The sequence below is a fragment of the Listeria aquatica genome, from assembly GCF_014223975.1.
Taxonomy (GTDB): Bacteria; Bacillota; Bacilli; order Lactobacillales; family Listeriaceae; genus Listeria; species Listeria aquatica.
The window spans coordinates 805,660-829,673 of the sequence record NZ_JAARRM010000001.1; the positions used below are offsets into that span (position 1 = coordinate 805,660).

Here is a 24,014-nt window from a genome sequence, read left to right on the forward strand (position 1 = left end):
AGATGGGTAAAGTTTATTTGGTTGGTGCAGGCTCCGGAGATCCAGAATTATTAACACTAAAAGCTTTACGGGTATTACAACAAGCGGACGTTGTTTTATACGATCGTTTGGTGAACCCATTGTTGCTTTATCATACGAAGCAGGGGGCCAAACTTGTTTTTTGTGGAAAATCACCGGATTGTCATGCGATGCTTCAAGAAATGATCGGTGAGAGGCTTGTCCAAGAAGCGGAGAAAAATCAAGTGATTGTTCGTCTGAAAGGCGGAGACCCAGGGATTTTTGGAAGGGTAGCAGAAGAAATCACACAACTTGAAAAAGCGAAAATAGCTTATGAAGTGGTCCCAGGAATCACAGCCGCATCCGCAGCTTCTTGCTATGCAGGGATTTCACTTACGGATAGAGAAGCGAGTAGCCACGTTACTTTGTCGACCGCTCACCGGAAAACTGGAGCGCTCACAGAAGATGATTTTGCTTCGTTTGTAAGGCACGGAACAGCTTGCTTTTATATGGGCATGGAAAATTTGCCGCATATTGTTCGCAAGCTGTTAGATGGTGGGATTTCAAGTGAAATGCATGTGGCTGTGATTTCTTGGGGAAGTTATGGCAGGCAAAAAATGATAAAAAGCACGCTCGCAAGAATTGAAAGGGAAGTTGCGGCTAGCGATTTAAGAAATCCGGCTTTGATTTTGATTGGTGAAGTCGTCGCCCGGTCAAATGACGTAAGTTGGTTCATGAAGCTACCTCTATTTGGTCAGCGCTACTTACTGGTTTCAAAAAATCCAGTTGATTTTGATGTCATTACTCGCTTTACTGGGCAAGGTGCAGATGTTTGGTTTGTTCAAGTGGGAGAAAAGCGCGACATTCGCTTTGATGAAATCACAAAACGCTATTTGAATGAACAAAGTTATCCAAATTTGCTGTTTTTAGAGCCGGATGCTAAAGTACTCTGGGAGTTCCAAGCTCGTGGGAAGAAACTCCATTCTTGATTGCAAATCCAAATTTACTGGTTTCTACTATTCAAAATAACTTCATTCCGATATAATGTGTGTATGACACTTAGAAAGAGGTATACAAAATGAATAATCGAAAACCTGAATTTGTAATGACAATTATTGGAGCGAGTTTAGCCGCACTTGGAATTTTAATAACTGGGCCGCTTTTGATTCTTATTCTTTTTGCAGCTACTGCTAGCTCGATGGATCATATGATGATGACAAGTGATGATATAATTGGCATTACCTTTGGCGCAGGGTTCATTGGTCTTTCGTTAGTACTTGCAATTGCGGCATGCGTGTTTGGTTTTATTGCTGCTTTTAAAATGAAAAACGGAACACCTGCTATCAAAGGCTGGTCAATCGCGCTGATTGTTATTGGTGCACTTTGTATTTTTAGTTACGGGTGGATAACGGGGATTTTATTTTTAATCTCAGGAATTATGTCACTTGTGAAGACTTCCAATGAAAAAATCATTTTGAATCTTTTTGATGGGATTCAAGAGACGAAAGCACTGTTTTTATAAAACGGGTGCTTTTTTCTTTGGGTTGCTTTATTTTTTCGGTTAACACAATCAGAAATAAAGCCGCTCGTGTGTTATACAAGACTTGTTGCTTGTGTTAAAATAGCAGTGAATCTCTCAAGCGACACGAACTTTGTGCGCATCTTTTTTTAGAAAGGAATTTAGTGATGGATGAAATAAAGCATTCCCGTAGAAAAAACACTGCGGTTTATATTCATATTCCATTTTGTGAGCATATTTGCTATTATTGCGATTTTAATAAGGTTTTTTTGGAAGGACAACCAGTCGACGAATATGTGGACCTTTTAATTCGTGAAATGGAACTAAGAACGGAAGGAAAGGAACTGGAGACAATCGAAACGGTTTTTGTTGGCGGAGGAACGCCAACAACGCTAACGCCTAAACAAATTGAAAAACTTTGTGAAGCTGTACAACGCATCTTCCCTCTTTCAAAAGAGGTGGAATTTACGTTTGAGTCAAATCCAGGAGATCTTTCCGTTGAAAAATTGCGCGCTATGCAGGATAGCGGTGTTAACCGACTGAGCATGGGGGTGCAAAGCTTTAATCAGGAGCTGCTAAAAAAAATTGGTCGCATCCACACGGTAGAGGATGTTTATGAGTCGATTCGAAATGCTGAAACGGTTGGGCTTGAAAATGTAAGTATTGACTTAATTTTTAGCTTACCTGGGCAAACGGAAGCGGATTTTAAAGATACGCTTAGCAAGGCGCTTGCGCTTGATTTGCCACATTATTCTGCGTACTCACTTATTGTGGAGCCGAAAACGATTTTTTATAATTTAATGCAAAAAGGCGAGCTGATTTTACCAGGTCAAGATGCTGAAGCGAACATGTATGATTATTTGATGTCGGAAATGGAAAAAGCTGGGAAGAAACAATATGAAATCAGTAACTTTGCTGAAACTGGTTTCGAGTCTCGTCATAACCTTGTGTACTGGAGCAATGAACATTATTTTGGATTCGGCGCCGGTGCACATGGGTATTTGCAAGATACGCGCTACAGCAATTTTGGCCCTCTAAAACAGTATATGGCACCTCTAAAGCAAAACTTGCTTCCTACCTTTCAAACAAAAGAGTTGTCTTTAAAGGAAGAAATGGAAGAAGAAATGTTTTTAGGCTTACGAAAAGTTTCAGGGGTAAATAAAAAACGTTTCTTGGAGAAGTTTGACAATGAACTAGAAAGCATTTTTGAGCAAGCCATTGCCGTAACAAGTGCAAAAGGCTGGCTAGACTCTAAAACGGAATTTGTAAAATTAACAAGAGCTGGACGTTTTTTAGGAAATAATGTTTTTCGAGAGTTCTTATAAATCGCATGGTTGACCAATTTTGACCAAACAAGTCGGTCTTCGGTCTGAAAATAAGTGTTTTCAGTTGACGAGCGCCGATTTGTTTGGTAAATTTATACTTGTATTTAGCACTTAAGTTATTCGAGTGCTAAAAAGAGGTGATAGATTTGTTGACGGAAAGGCAATTGCAGATTTTTCGGGCAATCATCGATCATTTCACTTGGACCGTCCAACCAGTTGGTTCAAAGAATTTGATAAAGGAAAGCGAGTTGCCATATAGTTCGGCGACGATCCGCAATGAAATGAGTGTGCTCGAGGATTATGGTTTTATTGAGAAGACGCATTCATCTTCTGGACGTATCCCTTCTGAAAAAGGCTATCGGTTCTACGTGGATTATTTGTTGCAACCTAAAGCGTTGTCGAAAGAAGATAAGAGATTGATTCGTTCGCTTTTCGCTGCTGATCATTATGAAGCGGAACAGTTGATTCAAAATTCAGCTTCAATGCTTTCGAAACTTTCGAATTACACGTCGATTGTTCTCGGACCAGAAACAGCGAAAAACAGATTAAGCGGTTTTCGTTTTGTTCCGATTAGTGATTCGCAGGCCATGCTGATTTTGATTACAGATCAAGGGCACGTTGATAATCATTTAGTTAACTTGCCGACTGATGTAACCCTTTCAGATATCGAACGAACGGTTAATATCTTAAATGATCGTTTAATCGGTGTACCGCTAAACGAGCTTTCGAACCGGATTTTGACTGAAGTTCAAGAGCTACTAAGCTGGCATGTTGAAAACTCGGAACGCCTTGGTGAAATTGTGTTTGATACTTTAAGTAACGTTAGCCCTTCAAAAATTTATTTTGGTGGGAAAACGAATATCTTAGATCAACCGGAATTTCATGATGTTGCAAAAATTCGCGATTTTTTACGATTAGTTGAAGAAGAAGAGGGAATACATGAATTGTTCCGTGATATTCCTGACGGGATTCAAGTGAAAATTGGTCGTGAATGGAATAATGACTTGCTGAATGATTTAAGCATCATCACAGCGACTTATCATATTGAAGATGAGCGAGTTGGCGGGATTGTTTTACTTGGTCCAACACGAATGGAGTATGCTCGAATGATGGGACTCGTCGATGTTTTCAGCAAAGATTTGACATCAGTTTTAACCAAATTATATCGAGATAACCAAAAATAGAAAGGATTGGAAAACTACGGTTTTTCTAAGAGGTGATTTCTGTGTCTGAACCAAAAGATAAGCAAACTAAAATTGAAGAAGAAATCGAAAAAGAAGCAACGCAAGAAACTGAAGAAACAGTTGAAGAATTAGATGAGCAAAATCAAGTCGCTGAGCTTGTAAAAAAAGTTGCTGACTTAGAAGAAAAAGTTGAAGAAGCGGAAAATCGCTATTTACGTTTACAAGCAGATTTTGAAAACGTGAAAAAACGAAATATCCTCGATCGTGAAGCTGCAATTAAGTATCGCTCTGAAAGCCTTGCTACCGATTTACTTCCTGCGCTTGATAGTTTTGAAAAAGCTCTTGCAACAAGCTCTGATAGTGAGGAAGTGGCAGCGCTTTTGAAGGGGATGGAAATGGTACACAACCAGATTATAAATGCTCTTCAAAAAGAAGGAATTGAGCCAATTGTGGCGCTTGGGGAACAGTTTGATCCAAACTTCCACCAAGCAGTGATTCAAGACCAAGATGAAACGAAGCCAAGCAATGAAATAACGGCTGAACTTCAAAAAGGTTATAAAATTAAAGATCGGGTGATTCGCCCTTCAATGGTAAAAGTAAACGAATAAAAACAGAATTTGAATTTTCAGGAGGAAATGAATTATGAGTAAAATTATTGGTATCGACTTAGGAACAACAAACTCTGCTGTTGCAGTTTTAGAAGGCGGAGAAGCAAAGATTATTCCAAATCCAGAAGGTGCACGCACAACACCGTCAGTTGTCGGTTTTAAAAATGGTGAACGACAAGTTGGAGAAGTAGCGAAACGTGCAGCAATCACAAACCCTAATACAGTGATTTCGATTAAACGTCACATGGGGACAGATTATAAAGAAACAATTGAAGGAAAAGATTATTCTCCTCAAGAAATTAGTGCGATTATCTTGCAATATCTAAAGGGTTACGCTGAAGATTATTTAGGTGAAACAGTAGATAAAGCAGTTATTACTGTTCCTGCTTATTTTAATGATGCACAGCGCCAAGCAACAAAAGATGCAGGGAAAATTGCTGGGCTAGAAGTAGAACGTATTATCAATGAACCAACGGCAGCAGCACTTGCTTATGGGATGGATAAAACGGATAAAGACCAAACTATTCTCGTATTTGACCTTGGTGGTGGTACATTTGACGTATCCATTCTTGAACTTGGCGACGGTGTATTTGAAGTTCATTCGACTGCAGGAGATAATCATCTCGGTGGGGATGATTTTGACCAAAAAATCATTGATTATCTCGTATCTGAATTTAAAAAAGAAAATGGAATCGATCTTTCGCAAGACAAGATGGCTCTACAACGTCTTAAAGATGCAGCAGAAAAAGCGAAAAAAGATCTTTCTGGGGTTATGAGCACACAAATCTCACTTCCATTTATTACTGCTGGTGAGGCAGGACCACTTCATCTAGAAGTTAACTTAACTCGTGCAAAATTTGATGAATTGACAAGTGATCTTGTAGAACGTACAGTAGGACCAACTCGTCAAGCACTTAAAGATGCTGGCCTTTCTGCAAGTGATATCGACCAAGTGATTCTTGTTGGGGGATCTACTCGTATCCCTGCTGTTCAAGAAGCGATCACAAAAGAACTTGGTAAAGAACCTCATCGTGGTGTAAACCCCGATGAAGTAGTAGCGATGGGTGCTGCTATTCAAGGCGGTGTTATCACTGGTGATGTTAAAGATGTAGTTCTACTTGACGTTACTCCATTATCGCTTGGAATTGAAACAATGGGTGGCGTTATGACATCTCTAATTGAACGGAATACAACGATTCCAACTTCGAAATCTCAAGTATTCTCGACGGCTGCTGACAATCAACCCGCTGTTGACATTCACGTTCTTCAAGGAGAACGTCCAATGGCGAAAGATAATAAAACGCTTGGTCGCTTCCAACTAGCTGATATTCCTGCAGCGCCACGTGGTGTACCTCAAATTGAAGTTTCGTTTGATATCGATAAAAATGGGATTGTAACCGTTCGTGCAAAAGATCTTGGAACGGGTAAAGAACAAAATATCGTTATTAAATCTTCTTCAGGTTTAACAGATGACGAAATCGATCGTATGGTTAAAGATGCTGAAGCAAATGCAGAAGAAGATAAGAAGAACAAAGAAAATGTAGAAACGCGAAACAATGCGGATCAATTAATCTTCACTGTGGATAAAACACTTAAAGAACTTGAAGGAAAAGTTGATGCTGATGAAGTGAAGAAAGCTGAAACAGCACGTGATGAACTTCAAGAAGCACTTAAGGGTGAAGATTTTGATGCCATTAAAGAAAAATCAGATGCGCTCAATGAAATCGTTCAAAGCCTATCTGTCAAACTTTATGAGCAAGCAGCTGCAGCTCAACAAGCTCAAGGTGAAAATCCAGAAGCAAATGCTGCTGATGGTAGCGAAGATGTTGTCGATGCTGATTTTGAAGAAATAAGCGATGACGATAAAAAAGAAGATAAGTAAGTTTTTAAAATGCATGAAATCGGATGAAGAGTCAAAGTCTACTGTGGCTTTGGCTTTTTATCTGAGATGCGCTATATTTATTTAACTATCTATGGTACAATACCCTAGGATTAAAACAAAGAACAGGAGTGATGGCGGATGGCGAAACGTGATTATTATGATGTGCTTGGTATTTCGAAAAGCGCAACCGCGGATGAAATAAAAAAAGCCTACCGGAAACTTTCGAAAAAATACCATCCGGATATCAATAAAGAAGAAGGTGCGGATGAGAAATTTAAAGAGATCTCAGAAGCTTATGAAGTGCTGAGCGATGAAAATAAACGGGCGCAGTATGATCAATATGGTCATGTTGATCCTAACCAAGGTTTTGGTGGTGGAGCAGGCGGCTTCTCATCGGCAGGTGGTTTTTCTGGATTTGAAGATATCTTTGATACATTCTTTGGCGGAGGCGGCGGAAGACAGCGTGATCCGAATGCACCGCGCCAAGGAAATGACTTGCAATATACGATGCAATTGAAATTTAAGGAAGCTGTGTTTGGAACAGAAACGGAAATTGAAATTCCTCGTGAGGAAAACTGTGAGACTTGTCACGGCTCTGGGGCAAAACCAGGAACACATCCGGAAAAGTGTTCGCACTGTGACGGTAAAGGAAGCATTAATGTGGAACAAAATACGCCGTTTGGCCGAATTGTTAACAAACAAACTTGTCCATATTGCCACGGGACTGGAAAAGAAATTAAAGAAAAATGCCCAACTTGTCATGGATCTGGTCGTGTAACTAAGAAGAAGAAAATCAAATTGAAAGTTCCTGCAGGTGTCAATGACGGTCAACAAATGCGCGTTGCCGGTGAAGGAGAAGCTGGAATAAACGGCGGACCAAACGGTGATTTATTTGTCGTTTTTGTAATTGCACCAGATGATTTCTATGAGCGCGATGGCGATGACATTTTTGTTGAAGTGCCGCTCACGTTTGTTCAAGCTGCACTTGGAGATGAGATTGATGTGCCAACTGTCCATGGAAAGGTAAGGCTGAAAATCCCTGCTGGTACACAAACTGGGACAACATTTAGACTTCGAGGTAAAGGTGTTCCTCATTTACGTGGAAGCGGGACAGGAGATCAGCATGTGGCTGTAAAAGTCATTGTGCCGAAGAAACTAGATGAAAAACAAAAAGAAATTTTACGTGAATTTGCTGGCACTACAGGGAATAAAGTAGATGAACAGAATGCTGGTTTTTTTGATAAAATGAAAAAAGCTTTTAAAGGCGAGTAAAAAAATGAAAAGCGGACGTTGAAAAGGTTGTTCAACATCCGCTTTTTTATCCGAGGAGGCTTATGCGTGATGGAATGGGCAGAAGTTGAAGTACATACACTAAACGACGCAGTGGAACCAATTGCCAATTTATTGAATGAATACGGAGCAAGTGGCGTTTCAATTGAAGATGTGGCGGACTTTTTTAAGGAAAGAGAAAATCAATTTGGCGAAATTTATGCTTTAAATCGTGACGATTATCCAGATGATGGTGTTATTATTAAAGCGTATTTTTTAAAAACGGAGAACTTTGTTGCGGGGATTCCAGAGCTTGAAAAAGCATTATTTGACCTTGCAAAATTTGATATTCCGCTTGGTGAGCTTAAATTTTTTGTGAATGATGTTAACGATGATGACTGGGCAACAGCTTGGAAAAAGTATTATCATCCAGTTGCTATTACAGACTCGATCACCGTTTCTCCAACTTGGGAAGACTATCAGAAAAGAGAAGACGAACTCGTGATTGAACTTGATCCAGGGATGGCCTTTGGTACGGGAACTCACCCAACAACACAGCTTTCGATGCGGGCAATAAGTGAATTTTTACAGGCACATGACCGAGTGATTGATGTTGGAACAGGATCTGGGGTGCTTGCAATTTTATGCGCCAAACTTGGAGCAGAGTCAGTTTTAGCGCTCGATTTGGATGAAGTGGCAGTTCGAGCGGCGAAAGAAAATGTGAAGCAAAATCATGTAGAAACAAAAGTCGAGTTACGCCAAAATGATTTGTTAAATGAAATTGAAGAAGAAGCAGATTTGATTGTCGCGAATATTTTAGCGGAAGTCATTTTACTTTTCCCACAGGATGTTTACCGGTTGCTTAAACCCGGTGGTTATTTTATAGCATCTGGGATTATTGAAAATAAAGCTGAACAGGTTCGCGAGGCATTGATTGAAGCTTCTCTTGTTGTACTTGAAACGAGACAGCAAGGCGACTGGGTGGCAATCATAGCCAAACGGAGCGAGGACTAAGCTATGCAACGTTATTTTATTGATCAAGTCATGGAGAAGGACTTGCCTGTTTCAATTACTGGTGATGATTTTCATCATATGGTTCGTGTTATGCGGATGAAAACGGGGGATGAGATTTGGCTTGTGGATTCAAATGAAAAGGTTGCACGGGCTACTTTACAGGAAATTTTAGAAGATGAAGTCACACTGGCTGTTTCTAGCTTTGTAGAAAAAACTAGTGAGCTACCGGTTGAAATAACTATTGCAAGTGGCCTTCCAAAAGGAGATAAGCTTGATTTAATCGTGCAAAAAGGAACTGAACTAGGTGCGGCTCAGTTTTTGTTTTTTCAAGCAGAACGGTCGGTTACAAAGTGGGATGAAAAAAAGGTGCATAAAAAAATGGAACGGCTCGAGCGGATTGCAAAAGAAGCGGCGGAACAATCACACCGGGAACGAATCCCACTTCTTCGCTATCATTCTAGTTTAAGTGCGCTGTTTAAGTCTGAGATTCAAGCATTTGATTTTGTGGTTTGTGCATACGAAGAAAGCGCTAAGCAAGGTGAAAGCTCAAGTCTTGCGCGAGTATTTCAGGAAATGCCAAAAGGTTCAAGATTGCTTGTTGTTTTTGGTCCAGAAGGCGGAATTTCAGAGCAAGAAGTGACCGAACTTAGGGAGCTTGACGCAAGATTCGCTGGACTGGGTCCGAGAATTTTACGGACAGAAACGGCACCGTTATATCTTTTAGCTGCGGCATCGTTTTATTTTGAGCTTAGCGGGAAAAGTGAAAATGAATAATCTAGAATAAAAATGCATAAAGTTAGTGATTTCATGTTGACGCACTTTTGAGTTTCCGCTATAATTTTAGATGAGTGAATGCTATTTCTGTTAAGCTTTAAAAGCCTGCTAACAGCATGTTGGCATTCTGAAGCCTTATATGGATCCAGTTTTTGGGTCTACGTAAGTGTCGGAGGGAGGGAAAGAGAGATGTCAAAAACAGTAGTTCGCAAAAACGAATCGCTTGACGATGCTCTTCGTCGCTTTAAACGTACTGTTTCTAAAAGCGGAACTTTGCAAGAATCGAGAAAGCGCGAATTTTATGAAAAGCCAAGCGTAAAACGCAAGAAAAAATCAGAAGCAGCTAGAAAACGCAAATTCTAATAGTTAAAGGCGATGATTTCATTGGCACTGCTTGACAAGTTAAATGAAGATATGAAGCAAGCTATGCGCGATAAAGAGAAAGAAAAACTTTCTGTTATCCGGATGTTAAAATCTGCTTTGCAAAATGAAGCAATCAATCATGGTGGAGAGCTTTCCCCTGATGATGAAATCACTGTTCTTGCGCGCGAAATGAAGCAGCGCAGAGATTCTCTTTCTGAGTTTGAAAAAGCTGGCAGGGATGATCTAGCTGAAAAAGTTCGTTCTGAAATCGAGATTGTTGAGGATTATTCACCAAAACAGCTTTCGGATGATGAGCTTGAAGAGATTGTAAAAGCAACAATTGCAGAAGTTGGAGCAACGTCTAAGGCTGACTTTGGGAAAGTCATGGGCGCTATTATGCCAAAAGTAAAAGGCAAAGCCGACGGAAATGCAGTGAATAAATTTGTAAAACAGTATCTTTCATAAAACTTTAAAGACTAGCTTCGGCTAGTCTTTTTTATGCAAGAAAAATAGAGAAATTGGTTTTTTGCGGGTAGATGCGGTTTTTATTCTGCCTTCTTTTCGTGTATAATGGGGAGGACAAAGGAAGTTAAAAGACAAAGGGGTTAGAGAATGCAAAATGGATCCTATAAAGAAACCATCGAACTAAATGAAGGCATTGATGTGCGTGACTTATTTGGAAATCAAGATGCTCACTTAAACGTGCTTGAAGAAAGCCTTGCTGTGAGTCTTGTTTCACGTGGTGGTGAAATTTTAATTAGTGGAGAAGAAGAAAATGTGAAGCATGCAAAACATGTCATTGCGGCTCTTCTTGCTGCACTAAAAAATGGTAACCACCTCGATGGTAGGGATGTCGCGCAAGCTGTGAAAATGGAAAAAGGCGGGACACTCGAATATTTTGGCACGCTTTTTGAAGATGAAATTACAAAAAATGCTCACGGGAAACCCGTTCGTCCGAAAACTTTTGGACAACGCGAATATATGCAAATGGTACGGCGCTTTGACATTGTGTTTGGAATTGGTCCAGCTGGAACGGGGAAGACTTATCTTGCGGTTGTTATGGCGATCGATGCATGGAAAAAAGGGAAAGTTAGCAAAATCATTTTGACTCGTCCCGCTGTAGAAGCAGGGGAAAGTCTTGGCTTTTTACCAGGTGATTTAAAAGAAAAAGTCGATCCTTATTTGCGTCCAGTTTATGATGCGCTTTATGACATTTTGGGGCTTGAACATACGACACGGCTTATGGAGCGAGGTGTGATTGAAATCGCTCCGCTTGCTTATATGCGTGGCCGTACCTTGGATAACGCTTTTGTTATCTTAGATGAAGCGCAAAATACAACGATTGCTCAAATGAAAATGTTTTTAACTCGCTTGGGCTATGATTCAAAAATGATTGTAAACGGTGATATGACACAAATTGATTTGCCAAAAGGGACAGTAAGCGGGCTTGTGAACGCCGAGCAAGTTTTAAACCATGTGAAAAATATTGGCTTTGTTTATTTTGAACATCACGATGTGGTGCGTCACCCGCTTGTTGCTGAAATCATTAAAGCGTATGAACGAAACTAAAGGAGCAGGATTTGTATGATGCAAAAATGGAACCATTTTTATGGAAAATATGGACAAAAATTCATCATTCCCGCTATTCTTGTCATTTTGATGCTTGCTTCTTATGTTTTGATGATTCAAATGACCAAACCTGAATCTTTTAATGCGAAGTTATTTTCTGTTGCGGATCGCACTATTCGTTCCCCGCAAACGGTGATTGATACGAAGAAAACCGATGAGGAAAAAACGGCAGCAAGAGAATCGGTTGAGGATGTTTATACTTTTAACCGGGAAACGGCTCAAAATCGTGTTTCGTTAATAAACTCCTTTTTCGCATATGTAAGCGAAGTACAAGGGGAGATAAAAGAAAAAACGGATAAAAAAGAGTCTGTTTCAAATTCGGATAAATTAAAAATGCTAAAAGACAAATTATCGAGTAATGTTTCCGAAAAAATCACGTCAAGTATTTCAGATGAGGTTTTATTGCGGTTTTTAAATGCCAACCCTAAAGATTTAAATACAGCCAAAGAAACTCTTTCAAATGAAATTGAAACGGTTATGGGTGAAAGTATCCGTGAATCCAATTTAAATACAAAGAAAGTGCAAGCGCGAGATGATATCGAGCTTTCAAGCATTCCAGCTCCTCTTAGATCAGCAGCCAAAACACTTGTTTCCTACGCCATTGTGCCAAACGAAACCTACAACAAAAAAGAAACAAATGTCCGTAAGCGAGAAGCTGCAGCGAGTGTTATTCCCGAGAAAATTTTACAGGGGCAAGTCATTGTCCAAGAAGGGCAGATTATCGACCGAGAAACGTATCGCCAACTTGGGTTGCTTAATCTTTTAGATCAAAAAATGCCTGTGAAACAATACGCTGGTTACGCACTATTAATTTTAGTACTGGCTTTGATTCTTTATTTCTTTACAACCAAAACGAAAATGTCACGCAAGAAACGGCAACAAACCTTACTAATCTTTGGAGTGGCTTTCGTTTTGACGCTCATATTGCTTTTTGTGATTCGGGTGCTTGAGTCAGCTAATTTGAGTAATATTTCGTTCTTGTTTCCTGCCGCGTTTCTTCCGGTTATTTTAAAAATATTATTACGAGAACGTTATGCCTTTTTGGGTCTTTTATTTATTTCAGTGACAAGTTTGTTTGCTTTTCAATCGCATGAAACAAGTGTTGTGAGCAGTCTCATCACGCCGTTTATTTTACTGAGCGGTTTTGCTGCGATTATTTCGCTACGGGACTATTCTAGGCGGATTGCGATTTTTAGGTCCGGAATGATCGTCGGAGCCTTTAATATTCTTTGTGTATTTTTCTTACTGCTCATTAATAATTCAACGATTTGGAGTGAAAGCACTCTTGAATCGATATTTTATGCGTTTGCTGGCGGCGTCGGAGCTTTTATTTTGGCACTCGGGTTGATTCCGTTATTTGAATTTTTATTTGGAGTGCTAACCACTAGCCGACTTGTAGAGCTTGCTAATCCGAATCATCCACTTTTGAAACGGATTTTGATGCGTGCACCTGGAACTTATCACCATAGCATGATGGTTGCTAATCTGGCGGAAACGTGTGCCGATAAAATTGGAGCAAATGGGTTGCTCACCCGTGTTGGTTGCTTTTATCATGATATTGGAAAAACACTTCGGCCGCCGTATTTTGTTGAGAATCAGCTCCAAGGAATTAATCCACATGACCGGTTGACGCCTAAGCAAAGTCGAGATATCATTTTAGCACATACCGTGGATGGTGCAGAAATTTTGCGAGAAAATCATATGCCGCAACCAATTATTGACATTGCACTTGAACATCACGGCACCACCTTACTGAAGTTTTTCTATTTGAAAGAAAAAGAAGAAAATCCAGATACGGAAGAAGCTGAATTTCGGTATTCGGGTCCGAAACCAAAAACAAAAGAAGCTGCAATTATCAACATTGCAGATAGCGTCGAAGCAGCTGTGCGTGCCGCTGTTGATCCGACGAAAGAAAAAATCAAACAAATTATTGACGGGATTATCCGTGATCGAATCCTGGATGGACAGTTTTCAGAATGTGACATTTCTTTAAAAGAAATCGAACAAATTCGCGAAACCTTGAATCAAACGCTGAATGGGATCTATCATCAGCGCATTCAGTATCCAGATGAAGTGAAGGGGGAAAACTAATGGGGACACTTGAGCTTGATTTAATTGATGAGACAGAACGACTTCCAGAAAAAGAACAGCAGTTGGTGGCAGATATTTTAGAGTTTGCTGCTCGCTACTTGAAGCTTGATCCAGGAACAGAAATGTCAGTTACATTTATGGACAATGCCGGAATTCGCGAAATTAATCGTGAATACCGGTCAAAAGATGCCGCAACAGATGTTATTTCGTTTGCGCTCGAAGAACTGGGCGAAGATGAGATGCCGATTATTTTTGAAGAAGATCAGCTGCCAAGAAACTTGGGGGATATCATTATTTCAACAGAGCGAGCAAATGAGCAGGCGAAAGATTACGGTCATTCATTTGATCGGGAACTTGGGTTTCTTGCCGTACATGGCTTGTTACACTTGCTTGGGTACGATCACATGGAAAAAGCAGACGAAGAAAAAATGTTTGGTTTGCAAAAAGAAGTGTTGGATGCTTATGGCCTCAAACGATAGGAAATATAAACGTAGTCGCAGTTATCTCGCGTCTTTTAAACATGCTTTTTGTGGTATTAAGACCACGCTAAAAGAAGAACGAAACATGAAGATCCACGTGACGGCAGCTTTTTTGGTTCTTCTTTTTGCCACTTTGTTTCAAGTAAGCAAGGTGGAATGGCTTATTTTACTGCTTTGTATCGGTCTTGTCTTAGCACTTGAAACGCTCAATACGGCTATCGAACGGACGATTGATACGATCACAACCGAATTCCTTCCAGAAGCTAAAAAAGCGAAGGATGCAGCTGCTGGCGCGGTTTTGATTATGGCAACAATTTCGGCCATCATTGGGCTCACTATTTTTATCCCTTATTTTTGGCAATTATTCCATTTATAGATAGGAGTTTCCTAGTATGAGAGAAACTAATTTTATTGAACTTGCGAAAAAAGCACGCGAGTTTGCTTATGTGCCTTACTCAAAGTTTCCTGTTGGCGCGGCACTCGTAACAAAAGACGACAAAGTGATTCTTGGGGCAAATATTGAAAATGCTTCTTATGGATTATCAAACTGTGCAGAGCGGACAGCCATTTTTAAAGCTGTTTCAGAAGGACAGCGAGAATTTGCAAAGCTTGTTGTCGTAGCTGATACTGATGGGCCAGTTTCACCTTGTGGAGCTTGCAGGCAAGTAATCAGCGAGTTTTGCAAACCGGATATGCCGGTGGTCTTAACAAATTTAAAGGGTGACGTGGCAGAGGTGACAGTAGCTGATCTTCTTCCAGGTGCTTTTATGGCGGGGGATATGGATCATGAGCGATATATTTAAATCGGGTTTTGTTGCAATTGTAGGTCGACCAAATGTAGGAAAGTCAACCTTACTGAATCGAATCATCGGACAAAAAATTGCGATTATGAGCGACAAAGCGCAAACTACGAGGAATAAGATTCAAGGGGTTTATACGACGGAAGATGCACAGGTAGTATTTATTGATACACCAGGGATCCACAAGCCGAAACATAAACTGGGTGATTTCATGGTGAAAGTTGCACTAAATACTTTCCGAGAAGTTGACTTAATTTATTTTGTGATTGACGCCGATGCTGGGCTTGGTCGTGGAGATGAATTTATCATTCAAAAACTGGAACAAGTGGATACACCTGTTTTTCTATTGATCAATAAAATTGATTTAGTCAGTCCGGATAAACTTATCCAACTAATAGAAACCTATAAAGAAAAACTTGATTTTGCAGAAATCATTCCAATTTCCGCACTTGAAGGAAACAATGTGCCTAATTTGCTTGAGGAAACCATAGAGCATTTAGAAGAAGGGCCGATGTACTATCCGGAAGATCAAATCACTGATCATCCGGAGCGCTTTATCATTTCAGAGCTTATTCGTGAACAAGTCTTAAGCTTGACACGTGAAGAAGTACCGCATTCCGTTGCTGTTGTCATTGAAGGAATTGAAAAAAATCCAAAAACAGAAAAGTTAACGATTATGGCCACAATTATTGTGGAACGTAGTACGCAAAAAGGGATTATTATTGGCAAGCAAGGACAGATGTTAAAACAAATCGGTATGCGTGCTCGTAAGGAAATTGAACTTTTACTCGGCTCTAAAGTATTTCTTGAAGTTTGGGTGAAAGTTCAGAAAAATTGGCGGGATAAAGAACATTATCTTCAGGACTATGGCTTTGATCAAGATGAGTATTGAGTATTAAAAAAGACGCGCAAAAAGCGCGTCTTTTGGCTCATTCATGCCAGATTAAATTGTCATATTCGACTTCAAGTTCCCCTTTGCCGATGTATTTATAATAGATTTTAAAGGATGCTGTTTTACTCACTTCAATTTTTTCATGGAAGTAATCTTTTTTCAAAACTTTGGGATAGTCATCTTTGCCGTAATTATAAAGGTAGAAGTCCTTTGCAGAAATATAGATGGGTTCGGAGCTATTATTTTTTATGGTCACTGAAATCTCGTAGGCTTTGTCTAAACCCCGTTCATCTAATTTTTGAACCTGTGGCTTTGATACTTGTACGCTTGCTTCTTCACTTGAAATTCCTTTTGCCCCAAACTCAAGTTCTTCGTATTCATCTCCGTAGTCCTCGTAAAATTCATCTTCAGATGATGCAGTTGTGGAATCTTCTACTTGAACTCCGTTGCTTGTTTCTTGACTGATGTAATAAAGAAAGGTACCACTAAAGACAAACAAACTGATCAAAAGAATGGCTCCTCCAGTACTTACAAACCAGATAGCGGTTACTTTTCTTATCTTTAAAAATAAAAAAACGATCCCCATGATAAGAAGTACAAATGCAAAAAATGCGATAATACCTAAAATACCAATGATAACCATCTGATAAACTCCTTTTTCACTCAATATCGACATTGTATCATTTTTAACGAACAAGGGGAATAAAAAAAGAAATTTTCTGTTATAATAATAAAGTGGAATAAAGGGAGGACTGCGATGTGGAAAAAGCGGAGGGAATCGTTTTAAGGCAAACGAGTTACCGAGAGTCAGATAAAATTGTTGTTGTCTTTACACGAGAATTTGGCAAAATCGGTATGGTGGCTCGTGGAGCTAAAAAAGGAAAAAGTCGCTTAGCAGCCGTTACCCAACCGTTTACAACAGGAATGTTCTCTTTTTTTGGTGGACGAGGGCTTGTAACGCTCCAACAAGGCGATGTGATTCATAACTTTTCAAGCATCCAACAAGATATTTTTTTAACAGCTTACGCTTCGTTTGTCTGTGAATTACTTGATAAGGCAACGGAAGAAAGACAAAAAAATGAATATCTGTTTGAACTTGCTTATGCGATTTTGCGTGATATTGATGAAGGTTATGATGCTCAAATTTTAACTCAAATTTTTGAAATGAAGATGCTGAATTTACTTGGCCTTTATCCGGTTATGGACCGGTGCGCTATTTGTGGTGAAACGGAAGGACATTTTGACTTTTCTAGTGCAAGTGACGGACTTGTATGTCATCGATGCTTCGAAAGAGATCCTTACCGGATGCATTTACCCGAAAATGTAGTGAAATTGTTGCGCCTTTTTTATATGTTTCGGATTGATCGATTAGGTGAAATTCACGTGAAGCCGGAAACGAAAGCTTGGCTTGAAAAAGCTATTGATACGTATTATGATGAAAAATCTGGCCTGTACTTGAAAAGTAAGAAATTTTTACGAGATATGTCAAAATGGAGTGGCATACTTGAGAAAAAGGATGAGGATTGACAAAAAGCTTCTTATCCTTTATCTTTAAGGATAAGAAGAATAATACATGCAAAGATGAAAAGGAGTAGAAACGAGCGCTGGTCTATTAGCGAAATCGGGATAGTGAGAGCCGATGATCAACTGGTTTTGAAGGGCATTTCGGAGCATGATTAAAGAAGGTGGAATCTTCTCGTTGTGAAGATTCAAATAGGGTGGAACCGCGAGTATCTCTCGTCCCTATATGCAAAACAGGCATATAGAGGCGAGAGTTTTTATGTGCTTTGGATATTTATTCGGAGGTGGGAAAATGAATTTACAAACAATGATTCGAACGTTGCAAGATTACTGGTCGGAGCAAGGCTGCATCATGTTGCAATCTTATGATGTTGAAAAAGGTGCCGGAACGATGAGCCCCTATACATTTTTAAAAGCGATTGGACCTGAACCGTGGAAGGCCGCTTATGTGGAGCCTTCACGTCGCCCGGCAGATGGCAGATATGGCGAAAACCCAAATCGGCTGTTTCAGCATCACCAGTTCCAAGTCGTGATGAAACCTTCACCGGACAACATTCAGGAACTATACTTGGGCTCACTAGAAAAAATAGGGATCGATCCGTTGAAACACGATATTCGTTTTGTGGAAGATAACTGGGAAAACCCATCACTTGGCTGTGCAGGGCTCGGCTGGGAGGTTTGGCTAGATGGAATGGAAATCACCCAATTTACTTATTTCCAGCAAGTAGGAGGGCTTGAGTGTTTTCCTGTGACGTCTGAAATCACTTACGGCGTTGAGCGGCTTGCGAGCTATATTCAAGACAAGGAAAATGTTTTTGACCTTGAGTGGACTGAGGGGATTACGTATCGAGATATTTTTTATCAAGCAGAATATGAAAACTCGAAATATGCGTTTGAAACATCGAATACGGAAATGCTACTTCAATTGTTTGATACGTATGAACAAGAAGCAAGTAACCAAATGGAAGAGGGACTTGTATTCCCGGCTTATGATTATGTTTTAAAATGTTCACATACTTTTAATTTGCTTGATGCAAGAGGGGTTGTTTCTGTAACAGAAAGAGCTCAGTATATTGGTCGAATCCGTCGACTTGCTAGACGAATTGCGAAAACTTTTTATGAGGAACGAGAGAAGCTGGGATTCCCCTTAATAAAGGAGGAGAAAACGCATGAGTAAGGATTTTTTATTAGAAATTGGTTTAGAAGAAATGCCCGCAAAATATATTTCAGATTCTGCGAAGCAACTTGAAAATAGAGCTACCGAGTGGTTTGAAGAGCAAAAAATTGAACACGGGGAAGTGATGAGTTTCCAGTCTCCGAGAAGACTTGCAGTACTTGTAAAAGACGTTTCTGATAAGCAAGCTGACCGCGTGGAAGAGGCAAAAGGGCCGGCAAAAAAAATTGCATTTGATGAAGACGGCAGCTGGTCAAAAGCGGCGCAAGGTTTTGCTCGGGGACAAGGAGTGGCACCAGATGAACTTACTTTTCGTGAAATAAAAGGTGTGGAATACATCTATATAGAGAAAAAGGTAACGGGAATTGAGACGAAAACACTTTTACCGGAACTCAAAAAAATCATTACAGATATGACTTTCCCCGTTAGCATGCACTGGGGAGCAAATGAAATGCGTTATATTCGGCCTATTAAATGGCTCGTGGCTTTATTTGGTGAGGAAGTGGTTCCTTTTGAAGTTGCAGGAGTAGAAACAGGAAATATGAGCCGTGGGCATCGTTTTCTTGGACATGAAACCGTGATTCTGGAACCGAAAGACTATGAAATGAAGTTGCTTGAAGAGTTTGTCGTAGCCGATTCATTCAAACGAAAAGCGGCTATTTGGGGACAAATTGAAGAAGTTTGTGCTGAAAAGGGCTGGATTGTTTCAAAAGATGAAGAATTGCTTGAGGAAGTCAACAATCTTGTGGAATATCCTACCGTTCTTGAAGGCGGATTTGAAGAAAGTTATTTAGATCTTCCTGAAGAAATTTTGATTACTTCGATGAAAGAGCATCAACGTTATTTCCCGGTGTTCAATAAGGAAGGACAACTTTTACCACATTTTATTACGGTTCGAAATGGAAATCATGAGCATTTTGAAACGGTGGTTCGCGGAAATGAAAAAGTACTTCGTGCTCGCCTTTCTGATGGAGAATTTTTCTATAAAGAAGATCTGAAAATGAAGATTGAGGATGCAGTAGCGAAGCTTTCACACATTGTTTTTCACGAAAAATTAGGCTCGCTTTCTGAAAAAATGAAACGTGTAGAGCAAGTTGCTTTATTACTTGCAGATTTCCTTTCATGGAGTGACTCAGATAAAAAAGACGTTTTGCGTGTCTCTGAAATTTATAAGTTTGACTTAGTGACAAATGTCGTTGGAGAATTTCCTGAACTTCAAGGAATCATGGGAGAAAAATATGCACGCATCCAAGGAGAAAAGCCTGAGGTTGCAACAGCGATTCGAGAGCATTATATGCCTACTTCTGCAGAAGGTCCACTTCCAGAAACGGAATTAGGAAGCTTGCTTGCGATAGCAGACAAACTGGAAACCCTTGTGAGCTTCTTCTGTGTGGGAATGATTCCAACTGGTTCACAAGATCCCTTTAGCTTGCGACGCAGTGCTTTTGGTGTAATGCGAATTCTTTTGAATACAGGCTGGAATTTGCCACTTGCAGAATTGCTAAAAGAAATTGTAACTATCGAAAGAAATGCGGGTATTGCTACGCTTTCTGACGAAGAAATTTATGTAGAAGTACAAACTTTCTTGAAAAATCGGTTGCGCGTCCTTTTACAGGATCAAAAAGTTCGTCTTGATATTATTGATGCGGTCACTAGTGAAGATGCAAACTTTGTACCTGATATTATGGAACGGGCAAAGCTTTTAAATGATAGTGCTCAAAAAGACTGGTTTAGACCAACCATCGAAGCTTTATCTCGAGTAGCTAATCTTGCGAAGAAACACGAAGAAAATATCGAAATTAACGACCAACTGTTTGAAAACGAAGCAGAGAAACAGCTGTTTGACGAATTGATTTCAATGAAACGTGATTTTGCAAGCTTAACGAGTAAAGAACGCCTTGAGCGCTTCCGTGAAATGCGGGGAGCGATTGATCAATATTTCGATACAACACTTGTTATGAGTGAGGACAAAGAGCGTCGCGATAACCGTTTAGAAGTTTTATTCGAACTAGCTGAATTTATCAAAGAATTTGCGGAAATGGATGCTATTCATGTAAAATAGAGGAAGAGCAGAAAGCAGGAACTTTATCTTGAAAAAGTTCCTGCTTTTAAATAAAAAGGAGCGTAAAAAATGACCCAACCAGCAGTTTATGTCGTTTCTGATTCAACGGGTGAAACCGCAGAACTGGTCACAAGAGCAGCACTTTCGCAGTTTGGACAAACTCCAAAATTTATTCATCGCTTTCACCATATTAATTCAAAAGATTTAATTGAAGAAATTGTTGATCTTGTTGCTGTGAATCATGGCATTATTGTACACACGGTGGTACTCGAAGAAGTCCGAACTGAATTAAATAAACAAGCCGAAACTTATGGTGTTCCGATTATTGATATTTTTGGCCCACTACTCGGTCAACTTGAGAAAACGTATAAAATCAAGCCGCTTTCGGAGCCGGGACGTGTGCGTTCGCTTGATGAGGCGTACTTTAACAAAGTGGCTGCGATTGAATTTGCAGTTGAAAATGATGATGGCAGGAACCCGCGGGGGATTCTTCAAGCGGACTATGTTTTAATTGGAGTTTCACGAACTTCAAAGACGCCCTTATCACAGTATTTAGCGCTTAAAGGTCTTAAGATCTGTAATATTCCAATCGTTCCAGAAGCTGAAATTCCAGAAGAACTCTTTGAAATTGACCCGAAAAAAATTATTGGATTAAAAATTAGTCGTACTAAGTTAAACCAAATTCGTTCTAAACGATTAATTTCGATGGGATTGAACGGTGCGGGCATGTACTCAAGCGATGACAGAATCACTGAAGAGTTGAAATTCTTTAAAATTTTAACAGATAAATTAGGCTGTTTTGTGCTTGATGTGACGAATAAAGCGATTGAAGAGACTGCGAATGATATTTTGATGCATATTGGTGAAATTGCTGATGAAAATTTAGAACTTTAAGAAGGATTTTTTGATTTTATGGCGAATATATATATTATGCGGGATTTACACGCTTGAAAAAAGTGCACGAATCTCGTATAATTCATTTTTGCGGATTCTTTTCCGCATGTAATGTGTAGAGATAAAAAACGGGTTTTTGGCTCGTTTTTTGATTTGTTTATAGCAAGCAAAAGGAGGGAAGTTTTTGCCTAAGATTATTGTCGATGCGGATGCTTGTCCAGTTAAAGAAGAAATAAAATCGCTTGCTCAAATGTTTCATTTAGAAGTTATTTATGTAGCTTCTTATAATCATTTTGGTACAAACCGTGTAGATGAACACTGGATATATGTCGATACTGAAAAAGAAGCAGCAGATCTCCGGATAGTGAATTTATCGGAGAAGGGAGATATCATCATTACACAGGATATCGGACTTGCGAGCATGCTACTTTCAAAATGCACCGTATTTTCAAATCGAGGGGAAATTTATCAAGATGAGATGATGACACTACTCCTTGAACAGCGGGAATCTCGCGCGAAGGCAAGAAGAAGAGGCGAGTACGGAAAAGGTCCAAAAGCGATGACAGAGAAAGATCGGCAAATTTTTAAGCAAAATCTTGAACAGTTTTTAACGAAATTAAAATTCCTAGGAGTTGACGATCAATGACTCAAAGAATTCCTGAGGAAACGATTGAGCAGATTCGGAATCAAGCGGATATTGTTGATGTTATAGGTAATTACGTCAAGCTCAAGAAACAAGGGCGAAATTATATTGGCTTATGTCCATTTCATGGCGAGAAGACACCTTCGTTTTCAGTATCTCCTGAAAAGCAGATTTTTCATTGTTTTGGTTGTGGAAAAGGCGGAAATGTCTTTTCGTTTTTAATGGAACATGATCATCTTTCATTTGTAGAATCTGTAAAAAAAACAGCTGACCTTACCCATGTGGATGTAGTCCTACCGGAAAGTCTTTCAGAATCAGAAGAAAATGGACCACGTGTGACAAGCGAAGCGCAAAAAATGATTGAACTGAATCAGCTTACCGCTAAGCTATATCACTATCTATTAATGGAAACAGAAGAAGGTTATAAGGCATTACAATATTTAAAAGAACGTGGCATGACTGAAGCGAGCATGACAGAATTTCAAATCGGATTTGCACCAAATCACCATGCAACGGTGTCTTCGTTTTTAGAAAAGCGAGGAGCAGATTTAGAACTGGCGGTCCAAGCAGGACTTTTGACTGAGCGTGAAGACGGCTCGATTGTGGACCGTTTTCGGAGTCGCATCATGTTTCCAATCACGGATGATCGTGGGCAACTCGTTGGTTTTTCGGGTCGATTGATCGATCAAGAAAATGGCCCCAAATATTTAAATACGCCGGAAACACCATTGTTTAATAAAAGGCGACTACTTTATCATTTTTCAGAAGGCCGAACAGAAATCAGAAAGCGAGAAGAAGTGCTACTTCTTGAAGGATTTATGGATGTCATTTCTGCAGCTGATGCCGGTCTTGTAAACGGAATTGCTTCGATGGGAACAAGTTTAACGGAAGAGCATATCGGACTTGTTCGCCGGATTACTAATCGAGCGGTTATTAGTTATGATGGCGACCGAGCTGGAATTGAGGCAGCCTATAAAGCTGGACTTTTATTAGAAGAAAAAAGTCGGATGGAGATTTTTGTTTTAGCGCTTCCTGGCGGGAAAGACCCCGATGAATTTATTAAGGAATACGGGGCTGAACGTTTTTTGGAAGTCTATTTGCATGAGCGAATGACTTGGACTGCTTATAAGCTCTTTTATTTGCGGAAAAAGCGAAACTTGCAAAATGATTCAGAACGATTGCAATATATGGATGAAGCGCTGACTGAAATTGGGAAATTAAGCCAAGCGGTTGAGCGTGAACTTTATTTGAAGCAACTAGCTGACGAATTTGAGATCTCGATTCCGGCTTTAAAAGAGCAACTTCAGCAAAAAATTGTGGAGCAAAAAGGTTCCTCTAAAAGGGTTTCTGCTGAAGACGATTTTTTGCTCGACCTAGCGCCGCCTCCTGATGATTTTTATGGTGGCTTAGTAAGTGCTCAGCCAGTTAGACAAACACTTCAAGCTTACCATGCTTCTGAATATCTATTGATGAAAGCGATGATTGGGAGTGAAGAGGCTTTTTCTGCAATCCATCAGCTTTTGGATGGGCTCGCGTTCCAACACGATGAGTTTCAAGCTTTATATACGCATTTAATGGCATATTATTTAGATGGGAATGGGGCGGATCCCAATCGATTTATGGATTATTTGACGGATCCAGCACTGAAAAATTTAGTTTCTGAACTTGTTATGCTTGAAACCCCGGAAGAAGCAACCACTGATGAATACTTGGATTATATTAATAGCTTAAAAAAACAAATTTTATTAGACCGTATTAAGCAAAAAGAAGCAGAAGCTAGTGAAAAAGATCGTCTAGGGGATCAGGAGGGTGCGAAACAAGCTCTTATGGAATTTATTTCCTTACGTCAGAAGTTAGCAAAAGGAGATTACGAACTTTAAAATAGTGTGAAACG

At 39.8% G+C, this 24,014-nt stretch carries 24 protein-coding genes; 23 read left to right on the forward strand and 1 reads right to left on the reverse strand.

Annotated features, from left to right (window positions below):
- Positions 1-2: 2 nt before the first annotated feature.
- The 17 genes from cobA (at position 3) to era (ending at position 15,826) form a co-directional block, all read left to right on the forward strand.
- Positions 3-986, forward strand: a complete 984-nt coding sequence (gene cobA / locus HB912_RS04010; protein ID WP_185372304.1) for a uroporphyrinogen-III C-methyltransferase — start codon at positions 3-5, stop codon at positions 984-986.
- Positions 987-1,075: 89 nt separating this feature from the next.
- Positions 1,076-1,519, forward strand: a complete 444-nt coding sequence (locus HB912_RS04015; RefSeq protein ID WP_185372305.1) for a DUF4064 domain-containing protein — start codon at positions 1,076-1,078, stop codon at positions 1,517-1,519.
- A 164-nt stretch (positions 1,520-1,683) separates the two neighbouring features.
- Positions 1,684-2,841 carry a radical SAM family heme chaperone HemW gene (gene hemW / locus HB912_RS04020; RefSeq protein WP_185372306.1) on the forward strand — a complete coding sequence of 386 codons (1,158 nt, stop codon included), beginning with the start codon at positions 1,684-1,686 and terminating at the stop codon, positions 2,839-2,841.
- A gap of 146 nt (positions 2,842-2,987) precedes the next feature.
- Positions 2,988-4,025 carry a heat-inducible transcriptional repressor HrcA gene (gene hrcA / locus HB912_RS04025; RefSeq protein ID WP_036074037.1) on the forward strand — a complete coding sequence of 346 codons (1,038 nt, stop codon included), beginning with the start codon at positions 2,988-2,990 and terminating at the stop codon, positions 4,023-4,025.
- Between the two features lie 41 nt (positions 4,026-4,066).
- Positions 4,067-4,633 carry a nucleotide exchange factor GrpE gene (grpE, locus tag HB912_RS04030; RefSeq protein WP_185372307.1) on the forward strand — a complete coding sequence of 189 codons (567 nt, stop codon included), beginning with the start codon at positions 4,067-4,069 and terminating at the stop codon, positions 4,631-4,633.
- A gap of 34 nt (positions 4,634-4,667) precedes the next feature.
- Positions 4,668-6,515, forward strand: a complete 1,848-nt coding sequence (gene dnaK, locus HB912_RS04035; protein WP_185372308.1) for a molecular chaperone DnaK — start codon at positions 4,668-4,670, stop codon at positions 6,513-6,515.
- 138 nt (positions 6,516-6,653) lie between these two features.
- Complete coding sequence (gene dnaJ, locus HB912_RS04040; protein WP_185372309.1) at positions 6,654-7,787, forward strand: molecular chaperone DnaJ; 1,134 nt, start codon at positions 6,654-6,656, stop codon at positions 7,785-7,787.
- A 69-nt stretch (positions 7,788-7,856) separates the two neighbouring features.
- The gene (prmA, locus tag HB912_RS04045; protein ID WP_185372310.1) at positions 7,857-8,798 is read left to right on the forward strand and encodes a 50S ribosomal protein L11 methyltransferase; all 942 of its coding nucleotides are present in this window, start codon (positions 7,857-7,859) and stop codon (positions 8,796-8,798) included.
- Positions 8,799-8,801: 3 nt separating this feature from the next.
- The gene (locus HB912_RS04050) at positions 8,802-9,572 is read left to right on the forward strand and encodes a 16S rRNA (uracil(1498)-N(3))-methyltransferase (protein ID WP_185372311.1); all 771 of its coding nucleotides are present in this window, start codon (positions 8,802-8,804) and stop codon (positions 9,570-9,572) included.
- Between the two features lie 189 nt (positions 9,573-9,761).
- Positions 9,762-9,935, forward strand: a complete 174-nt coding sequence (gene rpsU / locus HB912_RS04055; RefSeq protein ID WP_036074031.1) for a 30S ribosomal protein S21 — start codon at positions 9,762-9,764, stop codon at positions 9,933-9,935.
- A 21-nt stretch (positions 9,936-9,956) separates the two neighbouring features.
- A complete protein-coding gene (locus HB912_RS04060; RefSeq protein ID WP_036074027.1) occupies positions 9,957-10,400 on the forward strand; it encodes a GatB/YqeY domain-containing protein in 444 nt (147 codons plus the stop codon).
- Between the two features lie 147 nt (positions 10,401-10,547).
- On the forward strand, positions 10,548-11,504 hold the full coding sequence (locus HB912_RS04065; protein WP_185372312.1) for a PhoH family protein: 957 nt from the start codon (positions 10,548-10,550) through the stop codon (positions 11,502-11,504).
- Positions 11,505-11,519: 15 nt separating this feature from the next.
- Positions 11,520-13,655 (forward strand): HD family phosphohydrolase, encoded by a 2,136-nt coding sequence (locus tag HB912_RS04070; RefSeq protein ID WP_221635598.1) that lies wholly within the window; start codon positions 11,520-11,522, stop codon positions 13,653-13,655.
- Complete coding sequence (gene ybeY / locus HB912_RS04075) at positions 13,655-14,134, forward strand: rRNA maturation RNase YbeY (RefSeq protein ID WP_185372313.1); 480 nt, start codon at positions 13,655-13,657, stop codon at positions 14,132-14,134. Before HB912_RS04070 ends, ybeY begins: the two co-directional genes overlap by 1 nt.
- A complete protein-coding gene (locus HB912_RS04080) occupies positions 14,112-14,510 on the forward strand; it encodes a diacylglycerol kinase family protein (protein WP_185372314.1) in 399 nt (132 codons plus the stop codon). The genes ybeY and HB912_RS04080 overlap by 23 nt, the downstream gene beginning before the upstream one ends.
- A 16-nt stretch (positions 14,511-14,526) precedes the next feature.
- The gene (locus tag HB912_RS04085; protein WP_185372316.1) at positions 14,527-14,937 is read left to right on the forward strand and encodes a cytidine deaminase; all 411 of its coding nucleotides are present in this window, start codon (positions 14,527-14,529) and stop codon (positions 14,935-14,937) included.
- Positions 14,921-15,826, forward strand: a complete 906-nt coding sequence (era, locus tag HB912_RS04090; protein WP_185372318.1) for a GTPase Era — start codon at positions 14,921-14,923, stop codon at positions 15,824-15,826. The genes HB912_RS04085 and era overlap by 17 nt, the downstream gene beginning before the upstream one ends.
- Positions 15,827-15,863: 37 nt before the next feature.
- Here era and HB912_RS04095 read toward each other — a convergent pair whose 3' ends face one another.
- On the reverse strand, positions 15,864-16,469 hold the full coding sequence (locus HB912_RS04095; protein ID WP_185372320.1) for a hypothetical protein: 606 nt from the start codon (positions 16,467-16,469) through the stop codon (positions 15,864-15,866).
- Positions 16,470-16,585: 116 nt separating this feature from the next.
- Here HB912_RS04095 and recO point away from each other — a divergent pair, with 116 nt between their 5' ends.
- The 6 genes from recO to dnaG all read left to right on the forward strand — a co-directional run bounded on the left by recO (position 16,586) and on the right by dnaG (position 24,000).
- Positions 16,586-17,353, forward strand: coding sequence for a DNA repair protein RecO (recO, locus tag HB912_RS04100; RefSeq protein ID WP_185372322.1), 768 nt, complete (start codon positions 16,586-16,588; stop codon positions 17,351-17,353).
- A 286-nt stretch (positions 17,354-17,639) separates the two neighbouring features.
- Positions 17,640-18,524 (forward strand): glycine--tRNA ligase subunit alpha, encoded by an 885-nt coding sequence (glyQ, locus tag HB912_RS04105; RefSeq protein WP_185372324.1) that lies wholly within the window; start codon positions 17,640-17,642, stop codon positions 18,522-18,524.
- Positions 18,517-20,583, forward strand: coding sequence for a glycine--tRNA ligase subunit beta (glyS, locus tag HB912_RS04110; protein WP_185372326.1), 2,067 nt, complete (start codon positions 18,517-18,519; stop codon positions 20,581-20,583). Before glyQ ends, glyS begins: the two co-directional genes overlap by 8 nt.
- Before the next feature lie 69 nt (positions 20,584-20,652).
- Positions 20,653-21,477: a pyruvate, water dikinase regulatory protein gene (locus tag HB912_RS04115; RefSeq protein WP_036073711.1), complete on the forward strand. Its 825-nt coding sequence runs from the start codon at positions 20,653-20,655 to the stop codon at positions 21,475-21,477.
- Between the two features lie 184 nt (positions 21,478-21,661).
- On the forward strand, positions 21,662-22,123 hold the full coding sequence (locus HB912_RS04120; RefSeq protein ID WP_185372328.1) for a YaiI/YqxD family protein: 462 nt from the start codon (positions 21,662-21,664) through the stop codon (positions 22,121-22,123).
- Positions 22,120-24,000, forward strand: coding sequence for a DNA primase (dnaG, locus tag HB912_RS04125; RefSeq protein WP_185372330.1), 1,881 nt, complete (start codon positions 22,120-22,122; stop codon positions 23,998-24,000). The genes HB912_RS04120 and dnaG overlap by 4 nt, the downstream gene beginning before the upstream one ends.
- Positions 24,001-24,014 lie beyond the last annotated feature (14 nt).